The 25,245-nt window shown below is 73.4% G+C and carries 29 protein-coding genes; 8 read left to right on the top strand and 21 right to left on the bottom strand.

What is annotated here, in order from left to right:
- Positions 1–4: 4 nt before the first annotated feature.
- From QA634_RS03545 to QA634_RS03585, 9 genes are all read right to left on the bottom strand, one after another.
- A complete protein-coding gene (locus QA634_RS03545; RefSeq protein ID WP_012330678.1) occupies positions 5–1,897 on the bottom strand; it encodes a flagellar motor protein MotB in 1,893 nt (630 codons plus the stop codon).
- Between the two features lie 102 nt (positions 1,898–1,999).
- Positions 2,000–4,003, bottom strand: a complete 2,004-nt coding sequence (locus tag QA634_RS03550; protein WP_012330679.1) for an O-linked N-acetylglucosamine transferase, SPINDLY family protein — start codon at positions 4,001–4,003, stop codon at positions 2,000–2,002.
- A gap of 260 nt (positions 4,004–4,263) precedes the next feature.
- Complete coding sequence (locus tag QA634_RS03555; protein WP_012330680.1) at positions 4,264–5,832, bottom strand: porin; 1,569 nt, start codon at positions 5,830–5,832, stop codon at positions 4,264–4,266.
- A gap of 716 nt (positions 5,833–6,548) precedes the next feature.
- The gene (locus QA634_RS03560) at positions 6,549–8,366 is read right to left on the bottom strand and encodes an ABC-F family ATP-binding cassette domain-containing protein (RefSeq protein WP_012330681.1); all 1,818 of its coding nucleotides are present in this window, start codon (positions 8,364–8,366) and stop codon (positions 6,549–6,551) included.
- 82 nt (positions 8,367–8,448) lie between these two features.
- The gene (locus tag QA634_RS03565; protein WP_012330682.1) at positions 8,449–9,438 is read right to left on the bottom strand and encodes an MBL fold metallo-hydrolase; all 990 of its coding nucleotides are present in this window, start codon (positions 9,436–9,438) and stop codon (positions 8,449–8,451) included.
- Between the two features lie 101 nt (positions 9,439–9,539).
- Positions 9,540–10,544, bottom strand: coding sequence for a DUF2891 domain-containing protein (locus QA634_RS03570; protein WP_012330683.1), 1,005 nt, complete (start codon positions 10,542–10,544; stop codon positions 9,540–9,542).
- Positions 10,545–10,678: 134 nt separating this feature from the next.
- Positions 10,679–10,876 (bottom strand): hypothetical protein, encoded by a 198-nt coding sequence (locus tag QA634_RS03575; RefSeq protein WP_012330684.1) that lies wholly within the window; start codon positions 10,874–10,876, stop codon positions 10,679–10,681.
- Between the two features lie 56 nt (positions 10,877–10,932).
- Complete coding sequence (locus tag QA634_RS03580) at positions 10,933–11,247, bottom strand: polyhydroxyalkanoic acid system family protein (RefSeq protein ID WP_012330685.1); 315 nt, start codon at positions 11,245–11,247, stop codon at positions 10,933–10,935.
- Positions 11,248–11,373: 126 nt separating this feature from the next.
- Positions 11,374–11,748, bottom strand: coding sequence for a septal ring lytic transglycosylase RlpA family protein (locus tag QA634_RS03585; protein ID WP_012330686.1), 375 nt, complete (start codon positions 11,746–11,748; stop codon positions 11,374–11,376).
- A 351-nt stretch (positions 11,749–12,099) separates the two neighbouring features.
- On the opposite strand from QA634_RS03585, the gene QA634_RS03590 reads away from it, so the two are divergent.
- Positions 12,100–13,290 carry a site-specific DNA-methyltransferase gene (locus QA634_RS03590; protein ID WP_012330687.1) on the top strand — a complete coding sequence of 397 codons (1,191 nt, stop codon included), beginning with the start codon at positions 12,100–12,102 and terminating at the stop codon, positions 13,288–13,290.
- 25 nt (positions 13,291–13,315) lie between these two features.
- On the opposite strand, the gene QA634_RS03595 is transcribed toward QA634_RS03590, so the two are convergent.
- Positions 13,316–13,693: a response regulator gene (locus tag QA634_RS03595; RefSeq protein ID WP_012330688.1), complete on the bottom strand. Its 378-nt coding sequence runs from the start codon at positions 13,691–13,693 to the stop codon at positions 13,316–13,318.
- A gap of 482 nt (positions 13,694–14,175) precedes the next feature.
- Here QA634_RS03595 and QA634_RS03600 point away from each other — a divergent pair, with 482 nt between their 5' ends.
- Positions 14,176–14,736: a carboxymuconolactone decarboxylase family protein gene (locus tag QA634_RS03600; protein ID WP_012330689.1), complete on the top strand. Its 561-nt coding sequence runs from the start codon at positions 14,176–14,178 to the stop codon at positions 14,734–14,736.
- 109 nt (positions 14,737–14,845) lie between these two features.
- On the opposite strand, the gene QA634_RS03605 is transcribed toward QA634_RS03600, so the two are convergent.
- Positions 14,846–15,019, bottom strand: coding sequence for a hypothetical protein (locus QA634_RS03605; protein WP_012330690.1), 174 nt, complete (start codon positions 15,017–15,019; stop codon positions 14,846–14,848).
- A 210-nt stretch (positions 15,020–15,229) separates the two neighbouring features.
- Between QA634_RS03605 and QA634_RS03610 the strand changes: the two genes are divergently transcribed.
- The gene (locus QA634_RS03610; RefSeq protein WP_012330691.1) at positions 15,230–15,559 is read left to right on the top strand and encodes a hypothetical protein; all 330 of its coding nucleotides are present in this window, start codon (positions 15,230–15,232) and stop codon (positions 15,557–15,559) included.
- 223 nt (positions 15,560–15,782) lie between these two features.
- On the opposite strand, the gene QA634_RS03615 is transcribed toward QA634_RS03610, so the two are convergent.
- Positions 15,783–16,280 carry a hypothetical protein gene (locus QA634_RS03615; RefSeq protein WP_265576516.1) on the bottom strand — a complete coding sequence of 166 codons (498 nt, stop codon included), beginning with the start codon at positions 16,278–16,280 and terminating at the stop codon, positions 15,783–15,785.
- 397 nt (positions 16,281–16,677) lie between these two features.
- On the opposite strand from QA634_RS03615, the gene QA634_RS03620 reads away from it, so the two are divergent.
- Entirely contained in the window at positions 16,678–17,184 is a 507-nt protein-coding gene (locus tag QA634_RS03620; protein WP_012330693.1) for a hypothetical protein, read from the top strand.
- 140 nt (positions 17,185–17,324) lie between these two features.
- On the opposite strand, the gene QA634_RS03625 is transcribed toward QA634_RS03620, so the two are convergent.
- The gene (locus QA634_RS03625) at positions 17,325–17,498 is read right to left on the bottom strand and encodes a CsbD family protein (RefSeq protein ID WP_012330694.1); all 174 of its coding nucleotides are present in this window, start codon (positions 17,496–17,498) and stop codon (positions 17,325–17,327) included.
- Between the two features lie 136 nt (positions 17,499–17,634).
- On the opposite strand from QA634_RS03625, the gene QA634_RS03630 reads away from it, so the two are divergent.
- Positions 17,635–17,904 carry a hypothetical protein gene (locus QA634_RS03630; protein ID WP_012330695.1) on the top strand — a complete coding sequence of 90 codons (270 nt, stop codon included), beginning with the start codon at positions 17,635–17,637 and terminating at the stop codon, positions 17,902–17,904.
- An 85-nt stretch (positions 17,905–17,989) separates the two neighbouring features.
- Here the strand turns inward: QA634_RS03630 and QA634_RS03635 are convergent, their stop codons facing one another.
- Both QA634_RS03635 and QA634_RS03640 read right to left on the bottom strand, forming a co-directional pair.
- Positions 17,990–18,244, bottom strand: coding sequence for a recombinase family protein (locus tag QA634_RS03635; protein ID WP_018262624.1), 255 nt, complete (start codon positions 18,242–18,244; stop codon positions 17,990–17,992).
- Between the two features lie 150 nt (positions 18,245–18,394).
- Positions 18,395–18,697: a hypothetical protein gene (locus QA634_RS03640; protein ID WP_012330696.1), complete on the bottom strand. Its 303-nt coding sequence runs from the start codon at positions 18,695–18,697 to the stop codon at positions 18,395–18,397.
- A 326-nt stretch (positions 18,698–19,023) separates the two neighbouring features.
- Between QA634_RS03640 and QA634_RS03645 the strand changes: the two genes are divergently transcribed.
- Positions 19,024–19,551, top strand: a complete 528-nt coding sequence (locus QA634_RS03645) for a FecR domain-containing protein (protein ID WP_012330697.1) — start codon at positions 19,024–19,026, stop codon at positions 19,549–19,551.
- Positions 19,548–21,389: a CHASE2 domain-containing protein gene (locus tag QA634_RS03650; RefSeq protein WP_012330698.1), complete on the top strand. Its 1,842-nt coding sequence runs from the start codon at positions 19,548–19,550 to the stop codon at positions 21,387–21,389. Before QA634_RS03645 ends, QA634_RS03650 begins: the two co-directional genes overlap by 4 nt.
- Positions 21,390–21,447: 58 nt before the next feature.
- Here QA634_RS03650 and QA634_RS03655 read toward each other — a convergent pair whose 3' ends face one another.
- Positions 21,448–22,134: a Crp/Fnr family transcriptional regulator gene (locus QA634_RS03655; RefSeq protein ID WP_012330699.1), complete on the bottom strand. Its 687-nt coding sequence runs from the start codon at positions 22,132–22,134 to the stop codon at positions 21,448–21,450.
- Positions 22,135–22,286: 152 nt separating this feature from the next.
- On the opposite strand from QA634_RS03655, the gene QA634_RS03660 reads away from it, so the two are divergent.
- Positions 22,287–22,484, top strand: a complete 198-nt coding sequence (locus QA634_RS03660; protein ID WP_012330700.1) for a hypothetical protein — start codon at positions 22,287–22,289, stop codon at positions 22,482–22,484.
- Between the two features lie 16 nt (positions 22,485–22,500).
- On the opposite strand, the gene QA634_RS03665 is transcribed toward QA634_RS03660, so the two are convergent.
- The 5 genes from QA634_RS03665 to QA634_RS03685 form a co-directional block, all read right to left on the bottom strand.
- A complete protein-coding gene (locus tag QA634_RS03665; RefSeq protein WP_012330701.1) occupies positions 22,501–23,007 on the bottom strand; it encodes a MucR family transcriptional regulator in 507 nt (168 codons plus the stop codon).
- 270 nt (positions 23,008–23,277) lie between these two features.
- Complete coding sequence (locus tag QA634_RS03670) at positions 23,278–23,451, bottom strand: hypothetical protein (protein WP_012330702.1); 174 nt, start codon at positions 23,449–23,451, stop codon at positions 23,278–23,280.
- 176 nt (positions 23,452–23,627) lie between these two features.
- Positions 23,628–23,945: a hypothetical protein gene (locus QA634_RS03675; protein WP_012330703.1), complete on the bottom strand. Its 318-nt coding sequence runs from the start codon at positions 23,943–23,945 to the stop codon at positions 23,628–23,630.
- A 261-nt stretch (positions 23,946–24,206) separates the two neighbouring features.
- Positions 24,207–24,383, bottom strand: a complete 177-nt coding sequence (locus QA634_RS03680; protein WP_012330705.1) for a hypothetical protein — start codon at positions 24,381–24,383, stop codon at positions 24,207–24,209.
- 126 nt (positions 24,384–24,509) lie between these two features.
- Complete coding sequence (locus QA634_RS03685) at positions 24,510–24,722, bottom strand: hypothetical protein (RefSeq protein ID WP_012330706.1); 213 nt, start codon at positions 24,720–24,722, stop codon at positions 24,510–24,512.
- Positions 24,723–25,245 lie beyond the last annotated feature (523 nt).

Raw genomic sequence — 25,245 nt, forward strand, 5'->3', positions numbered from 1 at the left:
GCCCTCAGGAGCGCAACGCGAAGGCGACGGCGCGCTGCGCCGCCTCGCCCGTCACGGTGGCGACCCGGTCGGCCGGCACGCCGGCCTTGAGCAGGTAATCGACGATCGCGGCGGCGCGGCGCTGCGCGAGCGTCAGGTCCGGCTCGGCCGGCGCGGGCTCCGTCTTGGGCTCCGCCTTCGCGTCGGCCTTGCCCTTGCCGGGCTTCTCGGCCCTCGCCGCGGGCGGCTTGGCGGAGGGTTTGGCGGGCGGCTTCTCGGGCGGCTTCTCGGGTGGCTTCTCGGGTGCCTTGGCGGGCGCCGTCCCGGGCGGGTCGTCGTGGCCCGCCACCTCGATCCGGCTGCCCGGGCAGGTCCGGGCGAGATCCGCGAGGTCGTCGAGGGCGGCGTAGAAATCCGGCTGCAGGTCCGCGCTGCCCGGGGCGAAGCGCACGGTGTGGGCGGCGACGCGCTCCGCGAAGGCGCTGCGGCAGGAGGCGGCGTCGCGGCGCACCGGGGCGTCCTTCGCCCGCACCTCCACGGCGACGCGCCAACCCTCCGGGGCGAGGCGCTGCCCGGTCTCGGAGAGGCGCCGGGCGCTCTCGGCATAGAGGCTCTCGCCGGTGAGGCGCAGGTCCCGGTCCGTCACCGCGACCTCCCCGCGGGCGAGCTGGCCGAGCGGGACGGCCGCCGCCCGCAGCGCGGCGAGGAGGCCCTCCGGCGCGCCGCCCGAGAGGCGGGTGCGGTCGACGATGCGCTCGCCGAAGAAGTGCGGGCGCAGGGCCGCGAGCAGGGCCGCCCGGGTCTCCGCATCGGGCAGGTGGCCGGTGAGCGTGACCGTCTCGGCGTCCCGCCGGATCGCGACGCGGTAGGGCGAGACCGGGCTCGCGGTCAGCTCGGCGCGGCCCGGGGCGAGCCCCTCCGGCAGGCTGCCGGTGGCGAGGGCGTCGGCCTCCTGCACCGCCTGGGCGTCGATCGCCGCGCCGCGCACCGACAGGGCGGTGCCGTCGAGGGCGACCGTGCCCTCGCGCACCAGCGCCAGGGCCGCGAAGGCGCGGGCGATCAGGGCGCGGGTCTCGAGGCCGGGCGGCAGGCCGCGGGCGGTGCGCATGGCATCCTCGACCGCCGCGCCCCCGGCGAGGTCGCGGGCGGCGGCCAGGATCGCGGCCCGGTCCGCCTCGGAGACCGTGTAGCCGTCGAGGCGGATGCGGCCGTCCGGGAGGCGCGTGGCCGACCACGTGAAGGGCTTCACGGTCGCGGGGACGAGGGCGACCTCGCCGAGGCCGAAGCCCGCGGGCGGAGCCGCGAGGGCTGCCCGCACGGCCTCGTAATCGCCGAGGGCGGCGGCCTCGCCCTGGAGCGACAGGGTGCGGTCGCGCAGGGTGGCGGTGGCGCCGGGGCCGAGCCGCGCCACCTGCGCGACGAGGAAGGACGCGGCCTCGGCGAAGCCCGGCGGCGCCCCGCGGGCGGAGCGGGCGGCATCGTGCAGCGCCACGCCCTCGGGCAGGAGCGGGCCGAGGCGCGAGGCGAGCGCGTCGTGCTTCATCTCGGCCGGGCGGTGGCCGCGCAGGTCGATGCGGTCCGGCGCCCGGCGCTGGACCGACCAGACGAAGGGGCTCTGCTCGGCGACGACGCCGAGGCGGTCGATCAGGCGGCGCAGGCCCGGGAGTTCGCCCAGGCGGTCGAGGGCGGCCTCGCGCTCGGGCGGCGTCGGCGCGTCGCCGAGGGCGACGAGGTCGCGCCCCCGCCGCTCGACGCGCAGCCAGGGCTCCGCCGCCTCCCCGAAGGTGGCGGCCGCGAGCGCCTCGGCCGGGGCCGCGAGCGTCGCGTCGAGCCGCGTCTCGGCGATCCGCGCGGCGCCGATGCCGAGAATGGCCAGGAGAGGAAGGCCGGCGAGCCAGCCGATGGCGCGAACCGACACGCATGCACCCCGAGGACGCGCGCTCCCCGCGCGTCCCCTGAGATGGGCCGCCTTTGGGGCTCAAGCAAGGCGTGCACGGGCAAGCTCGGCCGGGCGGGCCGCTCATCCCCGGTCGGACTGCCCCGGACCGGGCTCCGGCACCGCGAAGGGGGCCGGCCTCAGCCCGCGATCGGCCCGCGCCACCATCTGCCGGAACGCCGCCTCCAGCCGCCGCGCGAAGGCGGGCGCATCGAAGATCCGGCCCGCCCCGTGCCGCCGCGCGGCCAGCCGGCCGCGCAGGTCCGCCAGACGCTCCGGGTCCGCGAGGCGCAGGGCCTGCCGCTCGTAGGCGTCGAGGCTCGCGGCGACGAGGTCGGGCAGGCCGAGCGCGGTCAGCAGGCTTCCGGCCATGCGGCTCGCATAGGCGCGCCCCGCCAGGGTGAGGAGCGGCACGCCCATCCAGAGCGCGTCGCTCGCCGTCGTGCCGGCATTGTACGGGAAGGTGTCGAGGAACAGGTCGATGTGCCGCAGCCGGTCGAGATAGGTCTCGTAGGGGGCCCGGCCCGCGAGGACGAGCCGGTCCGGATCCACCCCGTGCCGGCCCGCCTCGCGCCGCAGATTGTCCCGCGTCGGGGCGTGGTCGGCGACCAGCCACAGCACGCTGCCCGGCACGGCCCGCAGCAGCCGCATCCAGGCCGCGAACAGGTCCGGCGTGAGCTTGTAGGAGGCGCTGAACGCGCCGAATACCAAGCCCTCCGCCGGCAGCCCGTGGGCGGCGCGGCGGGGCGGCGAGGCGGGCGGGGCCGGGCGGGCGCCGTTCGCCTGGAACGCCCCCGGCAGCCGCACGATCGCCTCCGAGAAGGCGCCCTGGAGCGCCTCCGGCGCCACGAACGCGTCGCCGATCGCGTAGTCGATCCAGTCCGCCCCGGTGCTGCCCGGATAGCCGAGGTAGTTCACCTGGATCCGGGCCGGGCGGGGAGCCAGGATCCCGGGCCGGCTGTGGGTGGTGAAGCCCGCGAGATCGACCGCGACGTCGATCCCGCGCGCCCGCAGCAGGGCCGCGACCTCGGCATCGGCCGAGCCCCGCACGTCCAGGAAATGCTCCGCCCCGTCGCGGATGCGGGCGCGCAGGGCCGAGCCGTCGTCGGGCCCGAAGGAGACGGCGTGCACCTCGAACCGCGCCCGGTCGTGGCAGGCGAGGACGTCGGCCATCAGCACCGCGACCGGGTGCTGGCGGAAATCCGGGGACAGGTAGGCGACCCTGACCCGCTCCCCGCGCGGGCCGGGCGGGGCCCGCAGCCGCTCGGCGGCGAAGCGCCCGGCATGGGCGCGGGCGCGCCGGAGCTGCGCCTCGGGATCGTCCGTGAGCGCCAGGACCGTGAAGGGCGGGGGCGGCTCGTCCGCCCGCCACGGCCCCGCCCTGGCGGACAGGGCCTCCCGGTCCGCCGCGAAGCCGCGCCAGTCGCAGAGGGCCTGGCGCAGGTGCGCGCGCAGGGCGACGGCGTAGCCGTGCGCCGGATCGAGGGCCGTGGCCGCCTCGATGCTGGCCAGGGCCTCGGGCAGGCGGCCGAGCGCCAGGAGGGTGCTGGCGAGGTGCACGTGTGCCTGCGCGAAGGCCGGGTCGAGCTCCGTCGCGCGGCGGAAGCAGGCGGCCGCCTCCTCGCCCTCGCCGAGGTCGAGGAGCGCGAGGCCGAGATTGCTCGCCACGCCCGCGTCGGGCCGCAGCGCGAGGGCCCGCGCGAAGCACCCCCGCGCCTCGGCGAAGCGGTGCAGGCCGCGATAGGCCGCCCCGAGATTGCTCTGCGCGGCGGCATCGTCCGGGACGAGGCTCACCGCCCGGTCGAGCGCGCGCGCCGCCTCGGCGAAGCGCCCGAGATGGTTGAGGGCGACGCCGAGATTGTTGTGGACCTCGGCGTCGAGGGGCAGCAGCGCCGCCGCCCTCTCCAGGAAGGGCAGGCCGGCCCCGGTGCGGCCGCGGGCGTGCAGGAGGGTGCCGAGGAGGTGCAGGGCGACCGGGTGATTCGGCTCGCGCGTCAGGAAGGCGCGGTAGAGCGTCTCGGCCTGCGCGAGGTTCCCGCTCTGATGCGCCGCGACGGCCTGCTGGGCGAGGGAGATCGTCTGAGCCATGGGGCAGACATAGCCCGACGCGGCGGCGCGCGGGAGGCGGGCCTGATCCGGGATCCGGTTGATCGAAGCGGATCCCGGATCGCGAGCCTGCGCGGCGCCTGAGCGCGGCGACTGAGCGAAGCCGACATCCGCATGGCCGACATCGGAGATGGCGAAGCCATCAACCGGATGTCGGATGAGAGGCTCCCGCAGCGCGGCCTCAAACGCGAAGGGGGCCCCGGTCGCGCCGGAGCCCCCCGTCTCGGGATCGGTCGATCCGATCAGAAGTCGCGCTGGACGCGCATGCGGACCTGGAACGTGTCCTGGCTGTTGATGGTCGGCGCGGTGGCAAGCTGAGCCGCCGTTGCCGTGTTCGCCTGGACGGCCGCAGCGATGACAGCGCCCTTGTTCGGGTCGATGATGCGACCGTTGTTCAGAGCCTGCCGGACGTACAGCCCCTCGACGCCGATATCGAGATCCTTCACCGGCGACCAGATCAGGCTTGCGCCCGCGACGATCTGGTTGGAGTCGCGCAGAACCGGGCTGAGCGCAAGGCGCGCGAGGCCAAGCGCCGTTCCCGGGTTCGGCAGGCCGCCGACGTTCAGCAGCGCACTGTTGATGCGAGCTGCCCGATTGTAGCTAATCTCGCCGTAGCTACCGATGAAGGCCGACCGCCACTCCGGAGCCCAGTAGTGGAGGTACGAACCGACGACCGTCCAGCTGTCAGAGAGCGAGAGCCTGCCGGTCACAGGGTCGACGATGGCGTCAGCATAATACTGATTGAAGATGCCAGCAGTCGCACTGCCCGTGAGGGTGTAGGTCCCGTTGTAAGCAGGCAGGCCAGTGTAGACCGTGGTGCCTTCACCGTAGGAGCCCTGCAGGTAGAGCGAGTCGCCCGCGGCGATAAAGGGCAGGTTGACCTTGAGGCCACCCTGAACCGCCCACCCGTACTCGGTTTGGGGACGGTTGATCGCAACAGCGGCACCGTTGAGCGGTCCAGTTGTGACGTAGTTGCCCGTATTGAGCTCGTGAACGGCCGCAGAGATCTGCGCCGAACCCCATGCGGCGTCGTAGCGGAGAACGCCCACGAAGTCAGGAAGGCGCGACCGCTGGATAGCGTCGAGATTGGCAAATCCCAGGCCTTGCCCCGGAGTTAGCACCGGAGCCAAGTTCACGGTCGGAGTTACGCCAACGGTGATGTTCCCGAAAATGGGATTCTTGCGGAAGTTCGAATCTTCCATCGAGATCGTGGCCGAGAAGCCCTCGCCGAACGTCGCCGTGTAGGCGAGCAGGTTCGTCGAGGCGACGTCCGAGCCGAGCGAGACGGCGTTGATTTCGAAGTCGTGGGCGTAGAAGTCGTAGAACGAGGCCGCGCGACCGGCGGTGAGGCCGGCGAACTGGATGAAGGCCTTGTCGACGTTCACGAACTGCTGGACGCGGGCGTTGGTGTCGACGCCGGTGGCGGCGAAGGCGTTCGCGATGCGCTCCTGGGTGCCGGACTTCAAGAAGCCGCCGGTGCGGCTGGCGAGCTCGAAGCGGACGAAGGCGCGCAGGGTGCCGTAGCCGGTCTGCGTGCGGGCATCGAGGTTCAGGCGGCCGAGGCCGCGATAGCCGACCGTGTCGCCGCGGATCAGGGGCTGGACGTAGGTCGCCTCGAAGCGGGCGCGGCCGCCGACGCGCAGGCAGGTATCGGTGCCCGGGATGTAGAAGAAGCCCGCGCCGTAGGCCGAGCAGATCCGCACGTACTCAACCGGAGCCGCCTTCTTGACCGGCAGATCGGCCGCCTGTGCCCCAGCCACGACCGTCAGACCAGCCGCGGACCCGAGCAGTAAGCTCTTAACGAGCCTCATCGAGACCTCCAAAGTTTCGAGACCCTTGGGGTGAACGACTGTGCCACCCGGACCCGGAGGGATCCGATCCACGCCACTCTTATCCCCGCCGACTCAGCCCTCCCGCACGGGGCAGCGGCCGAACCGCTCCGGGCTTGTGCCCGGCGCCCAATCACCATGCGGGACGCTCCCCGCACGATCAACATTGTTCCGCTTGGGCGGCCGGACTCTGGCCGGCTTTCCGCCGCATTGTTGCACGCAGGCAACGAAATATTGGTAGAGCACCGACGAGGGAGGCGGGCCTGCTGATACAGCGCGCTGCCCGGCGGGATCGATCGCGCGCGACGGATCTGCTTCCGGCTGGGCCTCGGGCGGGACCGGAGCATCGCGCCACGACTCTCGGACGGCTGCCGGCGCCGGGCGAAAGCAGGATCGTCCGGGGCGACGCGGGGGCGCGCGGCGGCGGACGCCGCGGGGGCGGGCCGTCGCCTCGCGTGCTCGGGCCCTTGCCACGGTTCCCCGCTCGATCGGTTCAGCCTCGCCATCCGGCAAGGCCGGCGTCCGGCCCGACGCGTCAGCGAAGGGAGATCCGGGACCCGGGAGGCATGGTGCCGCGCGGCGGCTCAACGCTCCGGCAACGGCGTTCGCTCAGGCGCCGCGCAGGCGCGTGATCCGGGATCGGCTTCAATCGAGCGGATCCCGGATCAGACGTCGGAAACCGGTCGATTTTCAACCTCTCAGCCCTCCAGCTCCTCGCGCAGCATCTCGAGGGCGAGCCAGCGCTCCTCGGCCGCGGCGAGGTCCGACTCGGCCGTGGCGAGCCCGCGGGAGATCGTCTCGAATCGGGCAGGGTCCCGGGCGTAGAGGGTCGGGTCGGCGAGGGCCGCGCGCAGCTTGACCGCGGCCGCCTCCAGGGCCGCGATGCGCTTGGGCAGGGTCTTGAGCTCGTGCTGCTCGTTGAAGCCGAGGCGGCGGCGGGCCGGCTCGGATTTCCGGGCCGCGGCCGGCGCCGGGTCCTTCGGGGCCGGGGCCGGCCGCGGCTCGGCCGGGCGGGCCTCGACCCCCCTCCCCCGCTGGGCCACCATGTCCGAGTAGCCGCCCGCGTAGAGGCTCCAGCGCCCCTCTGCCTCCGCGACCAGCACCTCCCCGACGACCCGGTCGAGGAAGTCGCGGTCGTGGCTCACCAGGATCAGGGTGCCGGAGAAGTCGGTGAGCATCTCCTGCAGCAGGTCCAGGGTCTCGAGGTCGAGGTCGTTGGTCGGCTCGTCGAGGACCAGCAGGTTGGCCGGCGTGGCCAGCGCCCGGGCGAGGAGCAGCCGGTTGCGCTCGCCGCCCGAGAGGACGCCGACGGGGGTGCGGGCCTGCTCGGGCGCGAACAGGAAGTCCTTCATGTAGCCGATGACGTGGCGGGTCTGCCCGCCCACCGCGACGGAGTCGCTGCCCCCGCCGGTGAGCACCTCGGCGACGCTCCGCTCCGGATCGAGGGCGGCGCGGCGCTGGTCGAGGAGGTTGAGGGTGACGTTCGCCCCGACCCGCACGTTCCCCTCGTCGGGGGCGAGGCGGCCGGTGAGGAGGTTGACCAGGGTCGTCTTGCCGGCGCCGTTGGGGCCGACGATCCCGAGCCGGTCACCCCGGTGGATCCGCAGCGAGAGGTCGCGCACGACGGCGCGCCCGTCGTAGCTCTTGCCGGCCCTCACGGCCTCGACCACCAGGGTGCCGGAGGCCTCGGCCTCGGCGGAGGCCATGCTGACCGTGCCCACCGGCCCGCGATGCTCCCTACGCTGCCGGCGCAGGTCGTGGAGGCCGGCGAGGCGCTTGACGTTGCGCTTGCGCCGGGCGGTGACGCCGTAGCGCAGCCAATCCTCCTCGGCGGCGATCTTGCGGTCGAGCTTGTGGCGGTCGCGCTCCTCCTCCTCGAAGAAGGCGTCGCGCCACGCCTCGAAGGCCGAGAAGCCCTGCTCGATCCGGCGCGTCACGCCCCGGTCGAGCCAGACCGTCGCCCGCGACAGGTTCTCGAGGAAGCGGCGGTCGTGGCTGATCAGGACCAGCGCCGAGCGCACCGCCCTCAGCTCCGCCTCAAGCCACTCGATCGCCGGCAGGTCGAGGTGGTTCGTCGGCTCGTCGAGGAGCAGGATGTCGGGCTCGGGCGCCATCGCCTGGGCGAGGGCCGCCCGGCGCGCCTCGCCGCCGGAGAGCCGGGCCGGATCCTCCTCGCCGGTGAGGCCGAGGCTCTCCAGGAGGTAGCGGGCGCGGTAGGGTTCGTCGCCGGGGCCGAGCCCCGCCTCCACGAAGGCGAGCGTCGAGGGGAAGCCCGAGAAGTCGGGCTCCTGGGCGAGGTAGCGCACCGTGGTGCCGGGCTGCAGGAAGCGCACGCCGCGATCCGGCTCCAGCAGGCCCGCGGCGATGCGCAGCAGCGTGGACTTGCCCGAGCCGTTGCGGCCGACGAGGCAGGCCCGCTCGCCCGGCGCGATGGCGAGGTCCGCCTGCACGATGAGCGGGGTGCCTCCGAAGGTGAGGGCGACGTCCTGGAGGGTGAGGAGCGGGGGAGCGGCCATGGGCGGGGTTATGGCAGCGCGCGGCCCCGCGCAAAAGCCGTCAGACGGTGCCCTCGCGCCGCCGCGCGCCCCCGGCCCGGGTTCAGAGGGCGCCCACGCCCTGCATCTGGATCGGGGCCGGGACGTAGCGGAACCCATCCCCCTGCCGGGCGACGTGGCCGATGCCGGGCCACGCGAAGTGGTAGGCGAGCAGGGGCACCCGGTTGGCCGCCAGCATCGTCAGCATCCGCACCCGGCTCTCCGCCGACTGGACCGGATCGGTGTCGTACGCGAATTGGGTGCGCGGCCGCTCCAGCAGCAGCACCGGGTGGTGGGCCAGATCGCCGATGTAGCACAGCGACTTGCCGCCGGACTCGATCATGAAGATCGTGTGGCTGACCGTGTGCCCGGGCGCCGCCAGGGCGGTGACTCCCGGCAGGATCTGCTCGTGGTCCCTGTAGAAGTGCAGCCGATCGCGCAGCGGCAGCAGGTTCTTGCGCGCCTGCGCGAGGAAGTTGCCTCGGGCCGGATAGGCCGCCGGCACCTTGGAGTCGTCGGTCCAGTACTCGAAGTCGGCTTGGCCGATATAGTATTGCGCGTTGGGGAAATTGGGAGTGCCGTCGTCGGCGACCAGCCCGCCGCAATGGTCGATATGGGCGTGGCTCATCACGACCGCGTCGATCTGGGCCGGGTCGATCCCGGCTTGGCGCAGCGTGGTCAGGAGCTTGCCGGTGGTGGTGCCGAACAGCGTGTCGGTGCCCATCCCGGTGTCGAACAGCACGGCGCGGTCGCCGAAATTCACCACCAGGACGTTCTGCTCCAGCGTCGCCGCGGAGGCGGGCAGGAAGGATTCCCGCAGCTCGCGCGCGATCTCGTCCTTGTCGATGTTGACGAAGGCGGCCCTGGGGTCGCCGAGCGGGAGCAGCCCGTCCGACACGACCGTGCACTCGGCCTCGCCGAGCATGAAGCGGTAGTAGTACGGCGCCTGCGGCTGGCCGAGCGGCATCCTGGCCCGCCCGTCGCGCGGCAGCAGCAGGGCCCCGGCCGCCCCGGCCAGGACGGCGCGGCGGGTGGTCATCGTGGAACGAAGCATGGCGCGGCTCTCCTCCCAGGCACGGCGCAGCGTTCTGCGTCCGGGAGCAGGTTCATCCGATTCGGGACACCGGCGCCAGCGTCCCGCCGCGCCGCGGCCCCTCACGCCTCCAGCGCCAGCACGGCGAAGCTCGCGAGCCAATGCGCGCCCATGTAGTGGTCGGCGAGGTGCGGCAGGCTCGCGGCCAGGTGCGCCTCGGCGGCCGCCCGCATCGGCGGCACGCGGGGATCGTCTTGCGGCAGGGCCCGCGCCAGGGCACGCAGGCACCACGCCCGGCTCAGGTTGAGCCCGTCGAGATGCGCGATCTTGCCGTCGCCGCGGTCGGCCACCGTGGCGGGCCGGAACAGGGTCTCCGGCTGCCCGGCGGCGAGGTCCGGCAGGAAGCGGGCGAACCACGGCAGGAAGCGCTCCGGCGGCAGCAGGCGCCGCATGCACTCGGCCTCGATCAGGGCGGAGGAGAGGAAGTCGTCCCCGCTCGGTTCGCCCCAGGCGGGGCACGCCGCGTCGGCGCCGTACCACGCCCAGGCCATCGCCAGGAGCCGGCCGGTCAGGGCGGAATCGCCCGCGCCCTCGGCGTAATCCGCCGCGAGGCGCAGGGCGAAGGCGGTGTTGAAGTGGGTCCCGACCCGGACCGGATAGGGCGAGACCGGCAGGATCTCGCGGATGCGCGCCGCGATGAGCGCGGTCAGCGGCGCGAGGGCCTCGGCCCAGCGCGGCTCCGGCAGGCGCGCGAGGGCCTCGGCGAGCTTCAGGAGCCACGCCCAGCCGTAGGGGCGCTCGAAGCGCGCGGCGGCGGGCGCCGAGAGGGTGGCGCATTCCCCGGCGACCTTCGCGGGCACCAGGGAGTGGTCGAACAGGGTGCGCACGGACTCGGCCCAGGGCGCGGCCGGTTCGCGCGCCAGCAGGCGGGCGAGCAGCCAGTAGCCGTGGACGCAGGAATGCCAGTCGAAGCTGCCGTGGAAGATCGGGTGCAGGGCGGCGGGCGGGCGCGCATCCTGCGGCCCGGTCAGCACGAGGCCCGGAAGGTAGGGGTATTCGCGGGTGACGTGGCCGAGCGTGAGCGCCGCGAAGCGGGACGCGCGGTCCGGGGTCAGGCCTGTCTGCATCGTCGCGCGCCTCCGGCGCAGGGCCGGCGCGAATCGGGCGCGCGGCCGTCCGGCACTGCGCGGCAGTGTCCCTCGCCGGTCAAGCGGAGGCGCGGCGCGCGGCGGGGACCGGCCCGCACGCGCCGCGCCCGCGCTCACATCGTCGGGTTGGCGGGCCCCGTCGGGGAGGGGTCCGGGGCGACCGCCGGCGAGGTGCCGGGATCGTTGACCGGGATCTCCACCGGCCGGTCGCCCGGCGCCTCGGTCGGCACGGTGGTGGGCGTGTCGGGGCCGGGCCCCGGCGAGGGCGGCACGGGATCGTAGGGTTGGTCCGGGGATCCGGGATTGGCCATGGCGGGCTCCTTCGTCGAGTCCCGGAGCCAACCGGGTCCTGCCGCAGGAGTTCCGGCTACTTCTTGGTGAGGAGCTTGGTGCCGTTCTGGTCGATCACCTTCTGCACCGCGCCGGCGAAGACCGACAGGATCAGCGGCAGGTTCACCTCGACCCGCACGGTGTCCGCCGCCACGTCGATGTGCCCGTCCACCTTCTGGTTCAGGGCGCCGACCGCGAAGGAGAGGCGCTCCCCCTCCCAGCTCGCCTCGGCCATGCTGAGGCCCGCCTTCTGGAGCATCGCCTTCGCCTCGCCGATGCCGCTGTCCAGGCGCCGGTGCGCCTCCGCCAGGCCGAGCTGATGCGGTATCACCACAACCAGAGGTTTTGCCATCACGTCAACTCCCTGTGCCCACCGCGCGCGGACGGTCCCCCGGGATGTTCACCCCGGAGAGGCCCTCCATAGCCAGCGTCACGGTCCCGAGGAAGCCGCCCGTGCGGGCGCCGCGCGGCGCGCGGCTCAGTCGAGCCGCTGGAGCGCCACGTGGGTGACGCCGCCCATGCCGATGGCCCGCGCGGAGCCGCGGCTGAGGTCGATGATCCGCCCGCCCGCGAAGGGGCCGCGGTCGTTGATGCGCACCACGACGGAGCGGCCGTTGGCGGTGTTCGTCACCCGCACGCGGGTGCCGAAGGGCAGGCTGCGGTGGGCCGCCGTGAGGCCGTTGGGATTGAAGCGCTCGCCGCTCGCCGTGCGCTGGCCGGAGCCGTACCAGGAGGCCCGGCCGGACTGGGCCGCGGCCTCGGAGACGGTCCCGATCTCCCCCAGCCCCGCCAGGGCCAGCGCCCCACCGAGATACAACGCCACCGGTCGACGCACGGCTCGTCCGCTGCTCATCCCGCATTCCCTGCTTGTTGATCGCAGGTCGATCAATCGATCCCGAACAGGACCAAAATGTGACCGCCGTCATGCGACATGATCACACCTATCCTGCGCTGATGTCTTGCCTCCCGCCCAAGCACAGCTTGATGGTTGCTGATGATCCTGGACGGTCGTAATTTTCACAGCGGGGATCGACCTGGATTGCAATTTTTCAGTATTGTGGAGATACGGGCCTCGACGCGCCCAAAGGGCGACTCGGCAAAAATTGCAGCCCCAATTCGAGACGGCGAACGTTTCTGAGCGCAACCAGGCCTTTACCGTGACCGGGGCAAGGTCCCCCTGTCAGTCGCGTAACCGGTGTTCGCCATGGCTTCCCCGCGTACCGCGGTCGCCGGCGCCGCCGCCCGGAAACAAGTCTCGCGTACCGGGCGTGCTGCGTCGGCGCCGCGGATGGGTCTCGTCCCGTCCGCCCCGCGTCTTCCCCTCGACGAAGTGATCCAGGGCGACTGCCTCGCCGCCCTCGACGCGCTGCCGCCATCGAGCGTGGACCTCGTCTTCGCCGATCCGCCCTACAACCTCCAATTGGGTGAAGCGGCCCTGCTTCGCCCCGACCAGAGCGCCGTCGACGCGGTCGACGACGACTGGGATCAGTTCGCCAGCTTCGAGGCCTACGACGCCTTCACCCGCCAGTGGCTGCAGGCCTGCCGCCGGGTGATGAAGCCGAACGCGACCCTCTGGGTGATCGGCTCGTACCACAACATCTTCCGGGTCGGGAGCGCGCTGCAGGATCTTGGTTTCTGGATCCTGAACGACATCGTCTGGCGCAAGGCCAATCCGATGCCGAACTTCCGCGGCAAGCGCTTCACCAACGCCCACGAGACCCTGATCTGGGCCTCCCGCAGCGCGCAGAAGGGCTACACCTTCCACTACGAGTCCCTGAAGGGGGGCAACGACGACCTGCAGATGCGCTCGGACTGGTTCCTGCCGCTCTGCACCGGCGAGGAGCGGCTCAAGGGCGAGGACGGCCGCAAGCTGCACCCGACCCAGAAGCCCGAGGCGCTCCTCGCCCGCACCATCCTGTCGGCCTCGAACCCGGGCGACGTGGTGCTGGATCCCTTCTTCGGCACGGGCACGACCGGGGCGGTCGCCAAGCGCCTGGGCCGGCGCTTCATCGGGATCGAGCGGGAGTCCGCCTACGCGGCGGCGGCCCGCGCCCGGATCGCCGCGGTCGAGCCCCTCTCGACGGCGGCCCTGCTCACCGCCCCGGCCAAGCGGGCGGAGCCGCGGGTGCCCTTCCTGAACCTGATCGAGGCCGGGCTGATCGCGCCGGGCAGCCAGCTCACCGACGAGCGGCGGCGCTTCCGGGCCCTGGTGCGGCCCGACGGCACGCTCAGCGTCGGGCCGGCCTGCGGCTCGATCCACAAGATCGGCGCCCTGGTCCAGGGCCTCCCGGCCTGCAATGGCTGGACCTTCTGGCACACGGAGCGCGGCGGCCGGCTCGTCGTGATCGATGCCCTGAGGGCCCAGATCCGCGCCGGCCTGGAGACGGCGGCCTGAGGCGCCCGCCGCGCCCGGAGACGCCTCACGCCTCGGGGCGCGGCGGGAGCAGCGCCCCGACCTCGCGCAGGAAGACGGAGGGCCGGAAGGGCTTGGGCAGCAGCCGGAAGGCGGTCGGCAGCGGCTCGGCCTCCGCCCAGGAGCCCGAGGTCATCACCACCCGCAGGCCCGGCCAGCGCCGTTGCGCGGCCCCCGCGAAGGGGGCGCCGCCGCTCATCCCGGGATCGGTCACCAGGACTCGGGGTCCCGGCCCCTCGCCGAGCATCCGCACGGCGGAATCCGCGTCCCCCGCCTCGGCGGCCCGGATCCCGGCCCGCGCCAGGATCTCGCCCATCAGGGTGCGCATCAACCGGTCGTCCTCGACGATCAGGACGTCCGCGGGCGGCCCACTCTCTTGCGTCATGCCAGCGGTTCCACTTCGTACAGCCGAGCTTTCACCGTGCCGCCGCGGTGATGACGGCCGTCGAAACCGGTCAGGGACGCGCCGGCCTCGCAACTCTGACGATCCTACAGCCGGCTTCTGCGGAGCCGCAATTCAGTCGCGTTGGCTAACCCCGGAGGCCTAGGCGAAACCTCACCGGAACTTGTGCATCAACATTTGAGCGGTAACGGCGCGTTTGAGCGATTCATGCTCAATTGGGCGCGCCGGGCGCGCATCGTGCGAACTAACCCAAGGGAATGAGAAGCGGGCGGGTGCCGCGGCCGGGGCGGAGGGGCGCCGCGCGGCGGGTGCGGCGCCGCGCCTTTTCGCAGCGCAGCACCGCACTACCTGCCCCCGGGCGGCGCGCCTGGGGCGTCGCATCGCCGCCGCATCGACCCGCGCGACCTGCCGGCCGAGCCCGGTGCGGAGACCGGCCAGCGGAGACCTGCCAGAGGAGACGCGCCATGCGCCTGCCCCCCATCCCGCCCTCCGACCTCACGGCGGAGCAGCGCCCCCTGTACGACGACATGCGTCACGGCATCGAGACGAGCTTCAAGGGCTTCACGGCGATCCGGGAGGACGGCGCCCTGATCGGACCCTGGGCCCCGTGGCTGCGTTTCCCGCGCTTCGGCGGGCCGGTCTGGGAACTGGTGAAGGCACTGTCGGCGGCGCCGACCCTGCCCAGGACCGTGCGCGAGGTGGCGATCCTGGTCACCGGCACGCATTTCCACTCGGGCTACGAACTCTACGCGCACATCCTGGTGGCGGAGCTGCGGGGCCTGTCCGACGACACGATCGCGACGATCTGCGCCGGCCAGCGCCCGCCCGATCTCGGCCGGGCGGAGGCGATCGCCTACGACGTGGCCTCCGCCCTGGTGACGGGGCGCCTGCTGCCGAAGCTCAACTACGAGCAGGCCAGGGCCGAGTTCGGCGAGGACGGGCTCGCCGAGCTCATCAACCTGGTCGGCCTCTATTGCTGCGTGTCGGTCACCCTCAACGGGTTCGACGTTCCGGTGCCCGACTAGAGCATTTTCGGACGAAGTGGATGCCGGTTCGTCGCAGAAAATGCGGCAAGATCAAAGACCTAGAGCAGCACCCGATGGCAACGTGACCGGGTGCTGCTCTAGCCCGCCCTCACACGGAGGTGGGCCGCCGCGAGCGCAGCCAGCTCTCGATGGCGGCCCGGCGTCCGCCGGGGTCGCCCATGTCGGGGATCGGGCCCGGCCGCGCCGGAGCGGCGGGCGCGGCCGCGAGGCCGGTGGCCGGCGTCGCCGGGGATGGCGGGGCTGCGGTGGTGCTCTCCTTCATCGTCGGTCTCCTGCAACGGGACGCGGTCGGCTCTTCCTCAACGGCGCAAGTGTTCCTCCGGCTCCAGCGTGACCTTCCCGGATCAGGCCAAAGTCGATGCCGGCGGCTCGCGCCGCCCGTGTCCGGCGGATCACTGCCCGGTGAGCGGCGGAACTTGGCAGGCACCGCCCCGCATGTTCCGACATCTCTCGACCTCGCGAAGGACGACCGATGTCACGCCTCCCCTGCCTGCTCATCCTGGCCGCGCTCGCGGCGCCCCCCGCCGAGGCCCGCGAGGCTCGCGACGGGCCGGGCGCCTCCCGGAGCGCCCGCTGGGTGCCGGTCCGGCACGACCTGCGCCGGCTCGACCGGCTCGACGCGCGGCTGATCCGGCACGGATTCGTCCCGGTCTCGCGCGTGCCGCCCCGGCGCGGCCCGGCCCGCGACCCGAGCGGCGTGACCGGGTTCAGCGGCCCGCCCGGGATCATCGGCGACAGCGTGAACAGCCTCGCTCCCCTGCCCCCCGGCTCGCCCGCCAGCCTCGACGGCCAGCTCTACTGATCCGGGATCCGGTTGATCGAAGCGGTTCCCGGATCACGCGCCTGCGCGGCGCCTGAGCGCGGCGCCTGAGTGCGGCGCCTGAGCGAAGCCGACATCCGCATGGCCGACATCGGAGTTGGCGAAGCCATCAACCGGATGGCGTATCAGAGGTCGGAGATCCCTCGGCTTCCGGCGCAGCTGTCCGGCTCGGCCTGGCCGCGACGGCCGTCGCCGCGCGGCCGGCCTATCCTCCGGCCGCCTGGGCCGTGAGCGCCGGCGCCGCGGCCGGCGCGGCGTCCGGGAGCGTCGTCCAGTCCACGACCTCGCTGACGAGGCGAAGCCGCTGCGCGTCGCGGTCCGGCGCCACCTCCTCGACCCCGACCTCCACGACGAGGCGCTGCGGCCGCGCGCGGCGGAAGAGGCCGGAGGGGCGCGGCGTGACGAAGAAGTACAGCCGCCCCTCCCCCGGCCCCTCGCCGGCCGCGCCCGGCTCGAACTGCGTCCGGTCGAGGATCTCGCGGTTCGGCGACAGGACGCGCTTGAAGGCGAGATGCGCGTAGCCGCCCGCGCCGGAGGGCCCGGCGGGCCGGAACTCCGCGGCCGACACGCCCGCCCCCCGCGGGCCGCGAACCCTGATGTAGCCGACGCGGAAGCGGTTCCGCCTCGGATCGCTCAGGCGGATGTAGAACAGCATCCCCCGTGCACCCGGCACCGCGTGGGTTCCGACGTGGAGCGACCACATGCTCTGGGCGGCCTTCCGCGCGCTTCGCTGCAGATGCCGGAGGGTTCGCCAGCTGATCAGCAGGCTGGCAGTCGAGAGACATGCGATGAATGCCAGTATCAGCATAACCTGTGATGTGGCGGGCATGGCGCGGCTTCCGTACGGGCAACAAACGCGCGAATACTAGCGGCCCGCACCGAGCTGTACAGCTGATTTGGCGGCCAGGAAGGCGATCCCCGGGAGGGTGTGCTTTTTGCGACTGCACGCGCAGGCGGCACGCGTGGACCCTCGGCGGAGAGGCCGGCGAGGCCTCGGCGGTTCCCCGGGACCGCTCCGTACTCTGCACCGTTCCGATTCCGCACGGGCGCGACCACAGTCCGGCAAACCCGACCCGCAATCCGATCCTGGAGTCTCCGCGATGAAGTCGCTCGTCCTGCCCGCCGCCGCCCTGGGCGCGGCCCTCGCCCTGACCTCGACCGCGGCCGAAGCCGGCGGCTACCGCTACGGCGGCTATCACGGGGGCTACCATGGCGGTTTCGCCGGATACCGGGCCTCGGCCTTCCGGGGCGGCTTCGGCGGACACCGCGCGGCCTACGGCTACGGCCGCTACGGCGGCCACGGATACGGGTTCGCCGGCGGTCGCGGCTATTACGGCGGCTATGCGGGCCGCGGCTACGGCGTTTACGGCGGGCGGGGCTATTACGGCGGCTACGGCTACCGCCGCGGCTACGGGCTCGCCGCCGGGCTGGGGCTCGGGCTGGCCGCCGGCGCGGCCTACGGCTATGCCTACGCCCCCTCGACCTACGGCGTGACCTACGATTACGGCAGCTACGGCTACGGCAGCTACGCGCCGGCCAGCTACGGCTACGCCGTGGCGCCGGTCGGCTACGGGGGCTATGGGTACGGGTACGGCTGCGGCTGCTGAGGCCGCCCCTCCCGCGCGGACGTCACGGATCGAAGCCCGCCCGCGCGGCGGGCTTCGTCCGCGGCGATGGGGGGCGACGGCCCGGGCGGGCGCGTCCTCATCCCCTGCGAGGCGCCGGTCTCAACGGCCCTTGGCCGGTCTCACCGGCCCTTGATGGCGTCCTTGATGCCGCCGACGACGTTCTGGACCTTGCCCTTGACCTGATCGGCGACGCCCTCGCTGCGCAGCTTCTCGTCCCCGGTCAGCTTTCCGGCGCCTTCCTTGATCTTGCCGCCGACATTCGTGGCCGATCCTTCGATGCGATCCTTGTCCATGTCTCGCTCCCGTCTCTGCGACACTGCGTCGATGCCCCACAAACGGGGCAGCGGCGGCCATCGTTCCCGACTTTTCGACCAGGAACGAAGCGGCCGCGGCGCCGTTACGGAGCATCGACACGAGAGGAGCGACGCGATGAAACGGTTCATCCTGGGCATTGCCCTGGCGGCGATGGCGGGGTCGGCGGCGGTCGCGGGCGAGGCCGGGGCCGCGGCGGGCGCGGCTGCCGGCGCCGCCGCGGGCGGACCGGTCGGCGCGGCGGTGGGCGCGGGCGTCGGCGGCGTGGCGAGCGGACCGGACCGGCGCACGGTCGTCGAGGGCCGCGGCGGCTGCTCGCACACGACCGTCCGCAAGGAGAACGACCTCGGCGACTCGAAGACCGTGCACCGCGAGGATTGCGACTGACCTCCCGGCCCGGCCGGGAACCCCGCCCCGGGGCCGGATCCGGCCCCGGAAGCGCGGGCTCTCTCGGCGCGCCGGGAGAGCCCCGTCAGGCGCGCTGCAGCACCCGCCGCACCTGGACGGCGCTCCAGCTCCGCCCGCGCGCCGTCGGAATGCCGCGGGCGTTCAGGGCGCCCGCAATCTCGTTCAAGCTGACCGCGCCCGCCGCCTGCACTTCGCGGATGACCGGGACAGTCAAGGCAGCCCGCTCGGCCGCCGCCGCGGCCCGAATCGCCACGCTCGTCTGGATGCCCTTGTCCCGCGATCGCCTCAGACCGGCGAACTTGTGATTGTCGAACTGCATCGGTCTCGAACCCGAGACCCCCTCGCCCCTTCGGCTAGCACCGGGATTGCACCTCCACAAGCGAAACCGCCGCGATCACTGGGTTGTGACGGCTCCCGCGGGGCTGCGCGGCCGCCTCGGGCGCGGCCGCGCGCCGGGGCGGGCCGCCGCTCACGGCGCGCGCGCGTCGGGCCGGTCGCGGCACTCCGGGGGCTCGTGCAGCACGCAGTCCCGGGCCCAGGCCTTGGCCTCCGCGATCGTCGCGAAGATGGGATTGCGGGTCGGTAGCGGCTGGCACGGGCCGAAGCCGACCTCCAGGTACCATCGCCGGTGCAGGTCCGAGGCGCGGTGGACCTCGTCCGAGAGGCGCACGAGGACGCACAGGAGGCGCCGCCCGAGGAAGAGCAGGCGTGCGTCGCAATCGTGCGAGCCCGTGTCGACCACGGCCTTTCGGAAAGTCACATCGTGCTGCATTTCGCCAACACTGTCCCGTTTCCGCCCTAGAACAATTGGCCTAGCGTACGTCAGGCCTGACACGAAGGTCTTGTGCCAGATCAAAGGGAACCAGGATTGCGCGCCCGAGCGTCCGGCCGGCCTTCCATAAGGGAAGCTGGCCCGTGGCATGCCAATCCTCGTCGCAGCAATCGAGCCACAACTTTCATCAATGATGCGCAAAGGGGCCCGCACGGCCGTGTCGGCGGACCGTAATCCCGAAGGAAACGCCACCCGGCCGCGAGACGAGACGGGCCCGGCAACGGTAGAGTGCGGCCCGCGAGAACCGATCAGGGCGGAGAACGACCATGACCAGCCGGGCGCGGCAGCGAGCGAGGCGGATCGGGGCGGTCCTGGTCGGCGTCTGCCTGGTCCTTCCGGGGTCGGCCCGGTCGCAGGGGCGCGGCTGCACGATCACGCCCTACACGGACCCGCCGCGCGAGGAACTGTCCTGCCCCGACGGGTTCACGCTGAGCGCGGAGCGGGGCTCCCTCTACCGGCTGCTCGACCGGAACCGGGACGGGCGCCCGGAAGCCGCCGAACTCAGCGGGCGCGGGCTCCTGGTCGACGCGCCGGCCCGCCGCGGCGCCTTCCAGATCCGCACGCCCCACGCGATCGCCTCGGTCCGGGGCACGGTCTGGGCGGTGGACGTCACGCCGGCCCGCACCTCCGTCTTCGTGCGCCGGGGCGCGGTCTCGGTGTCCCGGCCCTCCGGCCCGGCCGTGACGCTGCGCGACGGGGACGGGGTCGACGTCGAGGCCGGGACCGAGCCGCTCGCGGTCAAGCGCTGGAGCCCGGAGCGGGCGGCCGGGCTCCTGGCGCGGTTCGGGCGGTGACGACGCGGCCGCGCGCCCTCGCCGCGCTCGCGGCTTTGGCGCTGGCCGGCGCCTGGGCGGGACTGCTCGCTTCCCTCCACCTCGACGGGCGGGCGGGGCTCCTCGACCGGATCGAGGCGCCGCTGCTCGACCTGCGCTTCACCCTCGCGGGCGCGCGGCCCGCGCCGCCCGACGTGGTGATCGTGGCCCTCGACGACGCGACCGTCGCCGAGGCGGGCCGCTTCCCGCTCCCCCGCGGCACCCTCGCCGCGCTGGTGCGCCGGCTGAGCGCGGGCCGGCCGCGGGCGATCGGCCTCGACCTGCTGTTCCTGGAGCCCGGGGCGGAGGGCGCCGACCTGGATCTCGCCGCCTCGCTGCGGGAGGCGAACGCCGTCGTCGCGGGCGCGGCACTGTTCCCGCCCGAGGGTGCGGAGGGCAACGGGACGGACGTGCCGCGGGCGAGCCGCATCCTGTGGCCGGTCGCGGCGATCCGGACCGGCACCGGTCTCGGCCTCGTCAACGTCTCGACCGACAGCGGCGGCACCCCGCGCCACGTCCCGCTGCTCATCCGCAGCGGCGACGCGCTCCTTCCCTCCTTCGCCCTCGAACTCGCCGCCCGGGCGGCCGGCGCCGCCCCCTCCCTCGCCGGGGACGAGCTGCGGATCGGCCGGGCGGCGGTGAGGCCCGATCTCGGGCTCAGCCTGCCGCTGCGCTTCTACGGCCCGCGCGGCACGCTTCCCACCCTGAGCGCGGCGGCCGTGCTGGCCGGCCGGACCCCGCCCGAGGCGCTGCGGGACCGCGTGCTGGTCGTCGGCTCGACCGCCACGGCGGCGGGCGACAGCTTCGCGACGCCGTTCGACCCGATCCTGCCGGGCGTCGAGGTGCTGGCGACCGGCGTGGCGCACCTCGTCGCCGGCGACGGGCTCGTGCGCGACCGCCGGGTCCGGCGCGTCGACGCGGCGGCGGCGCTCGCGCTCGCCCTGGCGGGCGCCCTCCTGCCGGCCCTCGCGCCGCCCGCCCTCGGCCTCGCCCTGCTCGGGCTCGCGGCGGGCGCGTGGCTGGCCCTCACCCAGGCGGCCTTCGCGCAGGGCGGCCTGTGGTTCTCCGCCACGCTGCCGCTTGCGGCGATCCTGCCGGTGGCGGCCCTCGCGACGGCCGGCCGGGTCGTGCTGGAGCGCCGGCGGGCGGGCCGGCTCGCCCGCGCCGAGCAGGCCCTGCGCGTCTTCCACCCGCCGGCCCTGGCCGACCGCATCGCCGGCGATGCCGGCTTCCTCGCCGCCCCGGTGACCCAGCAGGCCGGCATCGTGTTCGTGGACCTCAGCGGCTTCACCGCCCTGAGCGAGCGGCTCGGACCGGCGCAGACCCGCGGCTTCCTGCGCGCCTTCCACGGCATCGTGGAGGAGGAGGTCACCCGCGCGGGCGGTGTCGTGCTCGCCTTCATGGGGGACGGCGCCATGTGCCTGTTCGGCCTGCCGGACCCGCGCCCGGACGACGCCGATCGCGCCCTCGCGGCGGCCTTCGCCCTCGTGCCGCGGGTGCGGGCGTGGCTCGCGGCGGATCCGCGGACGAGCGGCCTCGACCTGCGGGTCGGCGCCCATCACGGCACCGTGGTGGTGTCGCGCCTCGGGTCGGACGACCACCAGCACATCACCGCCACGGGCGACAGCGTCAACGTCGCGAGCCGCCTGATGGAGGTCGGCAAGGCGCACGGCGCCGCCCTGGTGGCGAGCGAGGACCTGCTCGCGGCCACCCGGGCCTCGCCGGCCGCGCACGCCGCCTTCGAGGCGCACCGCCCCGTGGCCATCCGGGGCCGGGCCCGGCCGCTCGGGGTGGCCTTCCGCTGGCTGAAACCGGCCTAACCCGAGCCGAGCCGAGAGCCGCCCCGCGACGCGATCCGCCGGCCTCCGCGGCCCGCCGTCACCCCTTCGCCCGGTCGTGGCCGGCGATCATCGCCAGGGCGGCGCGGTCGCGCAGGCGGATCCGCCGCCGCCCGAGCTCCACCAGCGCCTCGTGGCGCCACGCCTGCAGCTGGCGGTTCACGGTCTCGCGGGTCGTATTGGCGAATTCCGCGAGCTCCTCCTGCGACACGGCGATGTCGTCCCCGTAATCCTCCGCCAGGGCCGTGAGCCGGCGGGCGAGCCGCGCCGGGACGGGCAGGAAGGTCGTCTCCTCCATCCGCTCGCTCATCCAGCGCACGCGCCGGCACAGGAGTTCGATCAGCGCGACGGCGATCCGCGGCTGCTGCGCCAGGAGGTCGAGCAGGTCCCGGCGCCGGATCACGAACAGGTCCGTGGGCTCGGTCGCCACCGCGTCGGCGGTGCGGGGATGGCCGTCGAGGAGCGCGACCTCGCCGAAGACGTCGCCGGGCCCGAGCAGGTTGAGGGTGAGCTGGCGGCCCTCCTGCGTCCCCGTGCCGATCCGGATCTCGCCCCGGCGCACCGCGTAGAGGGCGTCGGCCGGATCGTTCTTCTGGAACAGCACCTCCTGCGCCCCGAGGCTGCGGGTCACGCACAGGCGCGCGACCGCCTGAAGGACGTCCTCCCCGAGGCCGGAGAAGAAGGGATTCGCCCGCAGGAGCCGTGAGAGCGGGTGGGCCTCCGACATCGGGTCGCTCCTCCTCGGCCGGCGCGGCGCGGTCCAGCATAGCACGACCGGACCCGGCGCCGGGGGGAGTGTGATCCGGATCACGGTCGGCCGGGCGGGCGGGCACCATCCTGATCCTGCCTCGGACGAGGCGACGGATCGGAGACGCGACGATGACACATCCCCTGCTCAGGACCGAGACGACGGACGACGACGCTTCCCCGCGGCCGCGGGCCGAGGCCGCGCTCGACCTCGACAGCCTCGACGGCGTCGTCGGGGGGCTGGCGACCTACTACGAGATGAACGGCAACTGGTACATCGTCGGGCACGACAAGTCCGGCAAGGCGACGGGCGTGGTGCGCGTGACGTGAGGGCCGGCGCGCGGGATCAGGTCTCGCCGCGGGGCGCCGCCGGGGATCCGCCCCTCCCGCGGCCGGGCCGACCCGCCGATCCCGCGCGTCCCTTCGGCCGCCTCGCCCTCGGCCCGACCGGCACCGCAGGGTCCGGTCCGGCGGCGGGGCGCCCGCCCGACGCGGCGGCCGCCGTCATCGGATAGTCGGGCGGCAGGCCCCATTTCGCTCGGTACTGCTCCGGCGTGAGCCCGCGCGCGGCGAGGTGGCGCTTCAGGGACCTGTAGGGCTTCCCGTTCTCCAGGCTGACGATGTGCTCCGGCGTGACGGTGCTCTCGATCGGCACGGGCGGCACCGGCCTTTCGGGCTGCGGCGGCGCGTCCGGTTGAGCGGCTGCCGGAAAACCGGCCATCGACAAGCTCCGCTCAAGACAGGTCGACACGATCTCCGCCGTAAGGCGAGAATAGGCCGACACCAGATCGCTGGCCAAGCCCATCAGGTCGAGGGGATCGGGCCGCCCCACCTTGTCGTCATCGGCGCCCATCACAATCCTGCCTGCCATACGGGTCCGACGGGGGCAGGACATACCACGATCGGCGCACGCATCATACGGGAGGAGGCCGAAATCGAAGGACCGGCAGAACGGGCGCCCGGCGAGCCTCCCTTCACGAGCCTCTCCCCACGAGCCTCTCCCCACGAGCCTCTCCCCACGAGCCTCTCCCCACGAGCCTCTCCGCGCAACCCCCTGCCCCGCGAGCCTTCAGCGCGTGCCGCGCCTCCGGGACAGGGTGTCCGCGTTCGGGACCGCCGTTCGTCAGAACGTATCGTAGCCGGCTCCGGGCGGCAGCGGCGTTCTCAGCGTGATCTCGGTGGTGTCGATGCCGGCAGGCATCTTCGCCTGTGTTCTCGGCGGGTCGGTCAGCATTGTCGCCCAGAAGGCGACTGTGGCGAGTGCAAAAGCCGCAACAAACAAGCCAATCTTGCGCATGCGCGACTCCCCAGCATGGCAGGTGAATGACAAAGCTGTCGCTCATGCCGCGACTTCAGCCTTGCCGAACTACTGTGCCGCCAAAACTTATCAAGTCAAAGTTCAATTTTCAAGCATATTGCCGATTGGCAGCGCTTGCCCTGATCACAAGCACAAATCCAGGGCCGTCGCATCATTCATTTGATGGAGAACATCTTAGCAAGACTCGCAGTATCTGGGCTTGACCGCCAAAGGTGAGGACGCCGATCGCGTGTGCGGCCGCGCCGCCGGACCACGCGCCGCGCGGCCGGACCCGCCGCGCGGCGGGCCTCATCCGACATCCGGTTGATGGCTTCGCCATCTCCGATGTCGGCCATGCGGATGTCGGCTTCGCTCAGGCGCCGCGCGGGCTTGGCATACGCCATCCGGTTGATGGCTTCGCCATCTCCGATGTCGGCCATGCGAATGTCGGCTTCGCTCAGGCGCCGCGCAGGCGCGTGATCCGCTTCGATCAAGCGGATCCCGGATCACTTCACGAGAACGAGCAGGATGCCGGCCAGGGTGAACAGCCCGACCACGAAGCCGAGAATGAGGATGACCGCCCGGCTCCCGCGCGTGTGGTGCGCGCCCACCATCGCCCTCCCTCCGTGCGAGCGCCGCGGCCGCGTCGCGACGGACTGCTCCTGCGGGGCCGCGGTCCGGCCGCCGCGCCCTGGGCGCGGCGGTCCTGCCTCGCCGGCGCGCGGCCGGCGAGGGGTGTCACGCGCCTTCCGGCGCTACTTGCCGCCCCCGGCGGATCCGCTCCCGCCGCCGCCGGCCGTGTTCGAGGTGGGCTTGCTGTTCTCCTCGGCGTTGCTCGCCGCTCCGGACGAACTCCCCGCCGGACGGCCCTGGGCCAGCACGGGCCCGGCCAGCACGATCAGCGCGGCGGTGGCGGCTGCGATCTTCCTCATCCGTGATCTCCCGTCTCCTGCCCGTCCTCCACGGACCGGCTCGAACCGGGGCAACGTCGATGCGCCGCGTTTGTTCTGACTCCGCGCGAGAGCGCCCGCTCGCCGGGACGGCCCCTCGCCCGGCGATCACTGGAGCGGCCGGCGCTCCACGGCCGGGCGCTCGGCACTCTCGCGCCCGACGGCCGCGAGCAGCCGCAGCGATTCCGCGAGTTCGGTCGCCGTCTCGAGGGGCAAGCCCGTCTGCGCGCGCCCGTTCACCCGGACGGGCTCCCCGGTCTGGAGAGCGTAGACGCCCCAGCCGTCACTCTCCCTGCGAACGGTGTAGGTGCGGTTCGCCATGCGCTCCTCCGGGCCCGGCTCCCGCGGGCTTGGTCCTGGGCAACGCGCCGCGGCGGTCCTTGCTCCCGCGCTGCCTCCGGCGCGGCCCCACGCCCGCCCCGCGGCCCGCCGGCTACTTCACGACGACGAGCAGGATCCCGCTCGACCCGAGGCTCAGGGACACGAAGGCGGCGATGACGCCGAGCAGGACCTCCGTCCGGTCAGGCGCGAGATCCGGATGCTGCCGGCGCGCCGATGTCCATCTCCGGCGTGCCCAGTAACGACGAAACGCTCTCATCTCGACTCTGTGTGTGGTGAAGGGGGCAGGCAGCCGACCGCGGCGGCGAGGATCGGGCCCGAACCGGGCGGAGCGCGGGAGTCACCGCGAGGCCGGGCGGGGTCGGCGCCGCGCCGCGATTGATCCTTAGCTCGCTAATGGATCTCACCGTTACTATCAATCTTGAAAATAGCAGGGGAGGTCCACGCCTCCCGCATGGCCGAGCGGCGGGCGGGACCCGGCCGCGCCCGCCGGCGCGGCGGCCCG

The organism is Methylobacterium sp. CB376, assembly GCF_029714205.1.
In the GTDB taxonomy this organism is placed as follows: domain Bacteria; phylum Pseudomonadota; class Alphaproteobacteria; order Rhizobiales; family Beijerinckiaceae; genus Methylobacterium.

Bases quoted from the DNA above. Each gene is read 5' to 3' on its own strand.
- QA634_RS03550 (WP_012330679.1), bottom strand. From the start codon at position 4,003: ATGGCTCAGACGATCTCCCTCGCCCAGCAGGCCGTCGCGGCGCATCAG.
- QA634_RS03555 (WP_012330680.1), bottom strand. From the start codon at position 5,832: ATGAGGCTCGTTAAGAGCTTACTGCTCGGGTCCGCGGCTGGTCTGACG.
- QA634_RS03560 (WP_012330681.1), bottom strand. From the start codon at position 8,366: ATGGCCGCTCCCCCGCTCCTCACCCTCCAGGACGTCGCCCTCACCTTC.
- QA634_RS03565 (WP_012330682.1), bottom strand. From the start codon at position 9,438: ATGCTTCGTTCCACGATGACCACCCGCCGCGCCGTCCTGGCCGGGGCG.
- QA634_RS03570 (WP_012330683.1), bottom strand. From the start codon at position 10,544: ATGCAGACAGGCCTGACCCCGGACCGCGCGTCCCGCTTCGCGGCGCTC.
- QA634_RS03575 (WP_012330684.1), bottom strand. From the start codon at position 10,876: ATGGCCAATCCCGGATCCCCGGACCAACCCTACGATCCCGTGCCGCCC.
- QA634_RS03580 (WP_012330685.1), bottom strand. From the start codon at position 11,247: ATGGCAAAACCTCTGGTTGTGGTGATACCGCATCAGCTCGGCCTGGCG.
- QA634_RS03585 (WP_012330686.1), bottom strand. From the start codon at position 11,748: ATGAGCAGCGGACGAGCCGTGCGTCGACCGGTGGCGTTGTATCTCGGT.
- QA634_RS03590 (WP_012330687.1), top strand. From the start codon at position 12,100: ATGGCTTCCCCGCGTACCGCGGTCGCCGGCGCCGCCGCCCGGAAACAA.
- QA634_RS03595 (WP_012330688.1), bottom strand. From the start codon at position 13,693: ATGACGCAAGAGAGTGGGCCGCCCGCGGACGTCCTGATCGTCGAGGAC.
- QA634_RS03600 (WP_012330689.1), top strand. From the start codon at position 14,176: ATGCGCCTGCCCCCCATCCCGCCCTCCGACCTCACGGCGGAGCAGCGC.
- QA634_RS03605 (WP_012330690.1), bottom strand. From the start codon at position 15,019: ATGAAGGAGAGCACCACCGCAGCCCCGCCATCCCCGGCGACGCCGGCC.
- QA634_RS03610 (WP_012330691.1), top strand. From the start codon at position 15,230: ATGTCACGCCTCCCCTGCCTGCTCATCCTGGCCGCGCTCGCGGCGCCC.
- QA634_RS03615 (WP_265576516.1), bottom strand. From the start codon at position 16,280: ATGTGGTCGCTCCACGTCGGAACCCACGCGGTGCCGGGTGCACGGGGG.
- QA634_RS03620 (WP_012330693.1), top strand. From the start codon at position 16,678: ATGAAGTCGCTCGTCCTGCCCGCCGCCGCCCTGGGCGCGGCCCTCGCC.
- QA634_RS03625 (WP_012330694.1), bottom strand. From the start codon at position 17,498: ATGGACAAGGATCGCATCGAAGGATCGGCCACGAATGTCGGCGGCAAG.
- QA634_RS03630 (WP_012330695.1), top strand. From the start codon at position 17,635: ATGAAACGGTTCATCCTGGGCATTGCCCTGGCGGCGATGGCGGGGTCG.
- QA634_RS03635 (WP_018262624.1), bottom strand. From the start codon at position 18,244: ATGCAGTTCGACAATCACAAGTTCGCCGGTCTGAGGCGATCGCGGGAC.
- QA634_RS03640 (WP_012330696.1), bottom strand. From the start codon at position 18,697: ATGCAGCACGATGTGACTTTCCGAAAGGCCGTGGTCGACACGGGCTCG.
- QA634_RS03645 (WP_012330697.1), top strand. From the start codon at position 19,024: ATGACCAGCCGGGCGCGGCAGCGAGCGAGGCGGATCGGGGCGGTCCTG.
- QA634_RS03655 (WP_012330699.1), bottom strand. From the start codon at position 22,134: ATGTCGGAGGCCCACCCGCTCTCACGGCTCCTGCGGGCGAATCCCTTC.
- QA634_RS03660 (WP_012330700.1), top strand. From the start codon at position 22,287: ATGACACATCCCCTGCTCAGGACCGAGACGACGGACGACGACGCTTCC.
- QA634_RS03665 (WP_012330701.1), bottom strand. From the start codon at position 23,007: ATGGGCGCCGATGACGACAAGGTGGGGCGGCCCGATCCCCTCGACCTG.
- QA634_RS03670 (WP_012330702.1), bottom strand. From the start codon at position 23,451: ATGCGCAAGATTGGCTTGTTTGTTGCGGCTTTTGCACTCGCCACAGTC.
- QA634_RS03680 (WP_012330705.1), bottom strand. From the start codon at position 24,383: ATGAGGAAGATCGCAGCCGCCACCGCCGCGCTGATCGTGCTGGCCGGG.
- QA634_RS03685 (WP_012330706.1), bottom strand. From the start codon at position 24,722: ATGGCGAACCGCACCTACACCGTTCGCAGGGAGAGTGACGGCTGGGGC.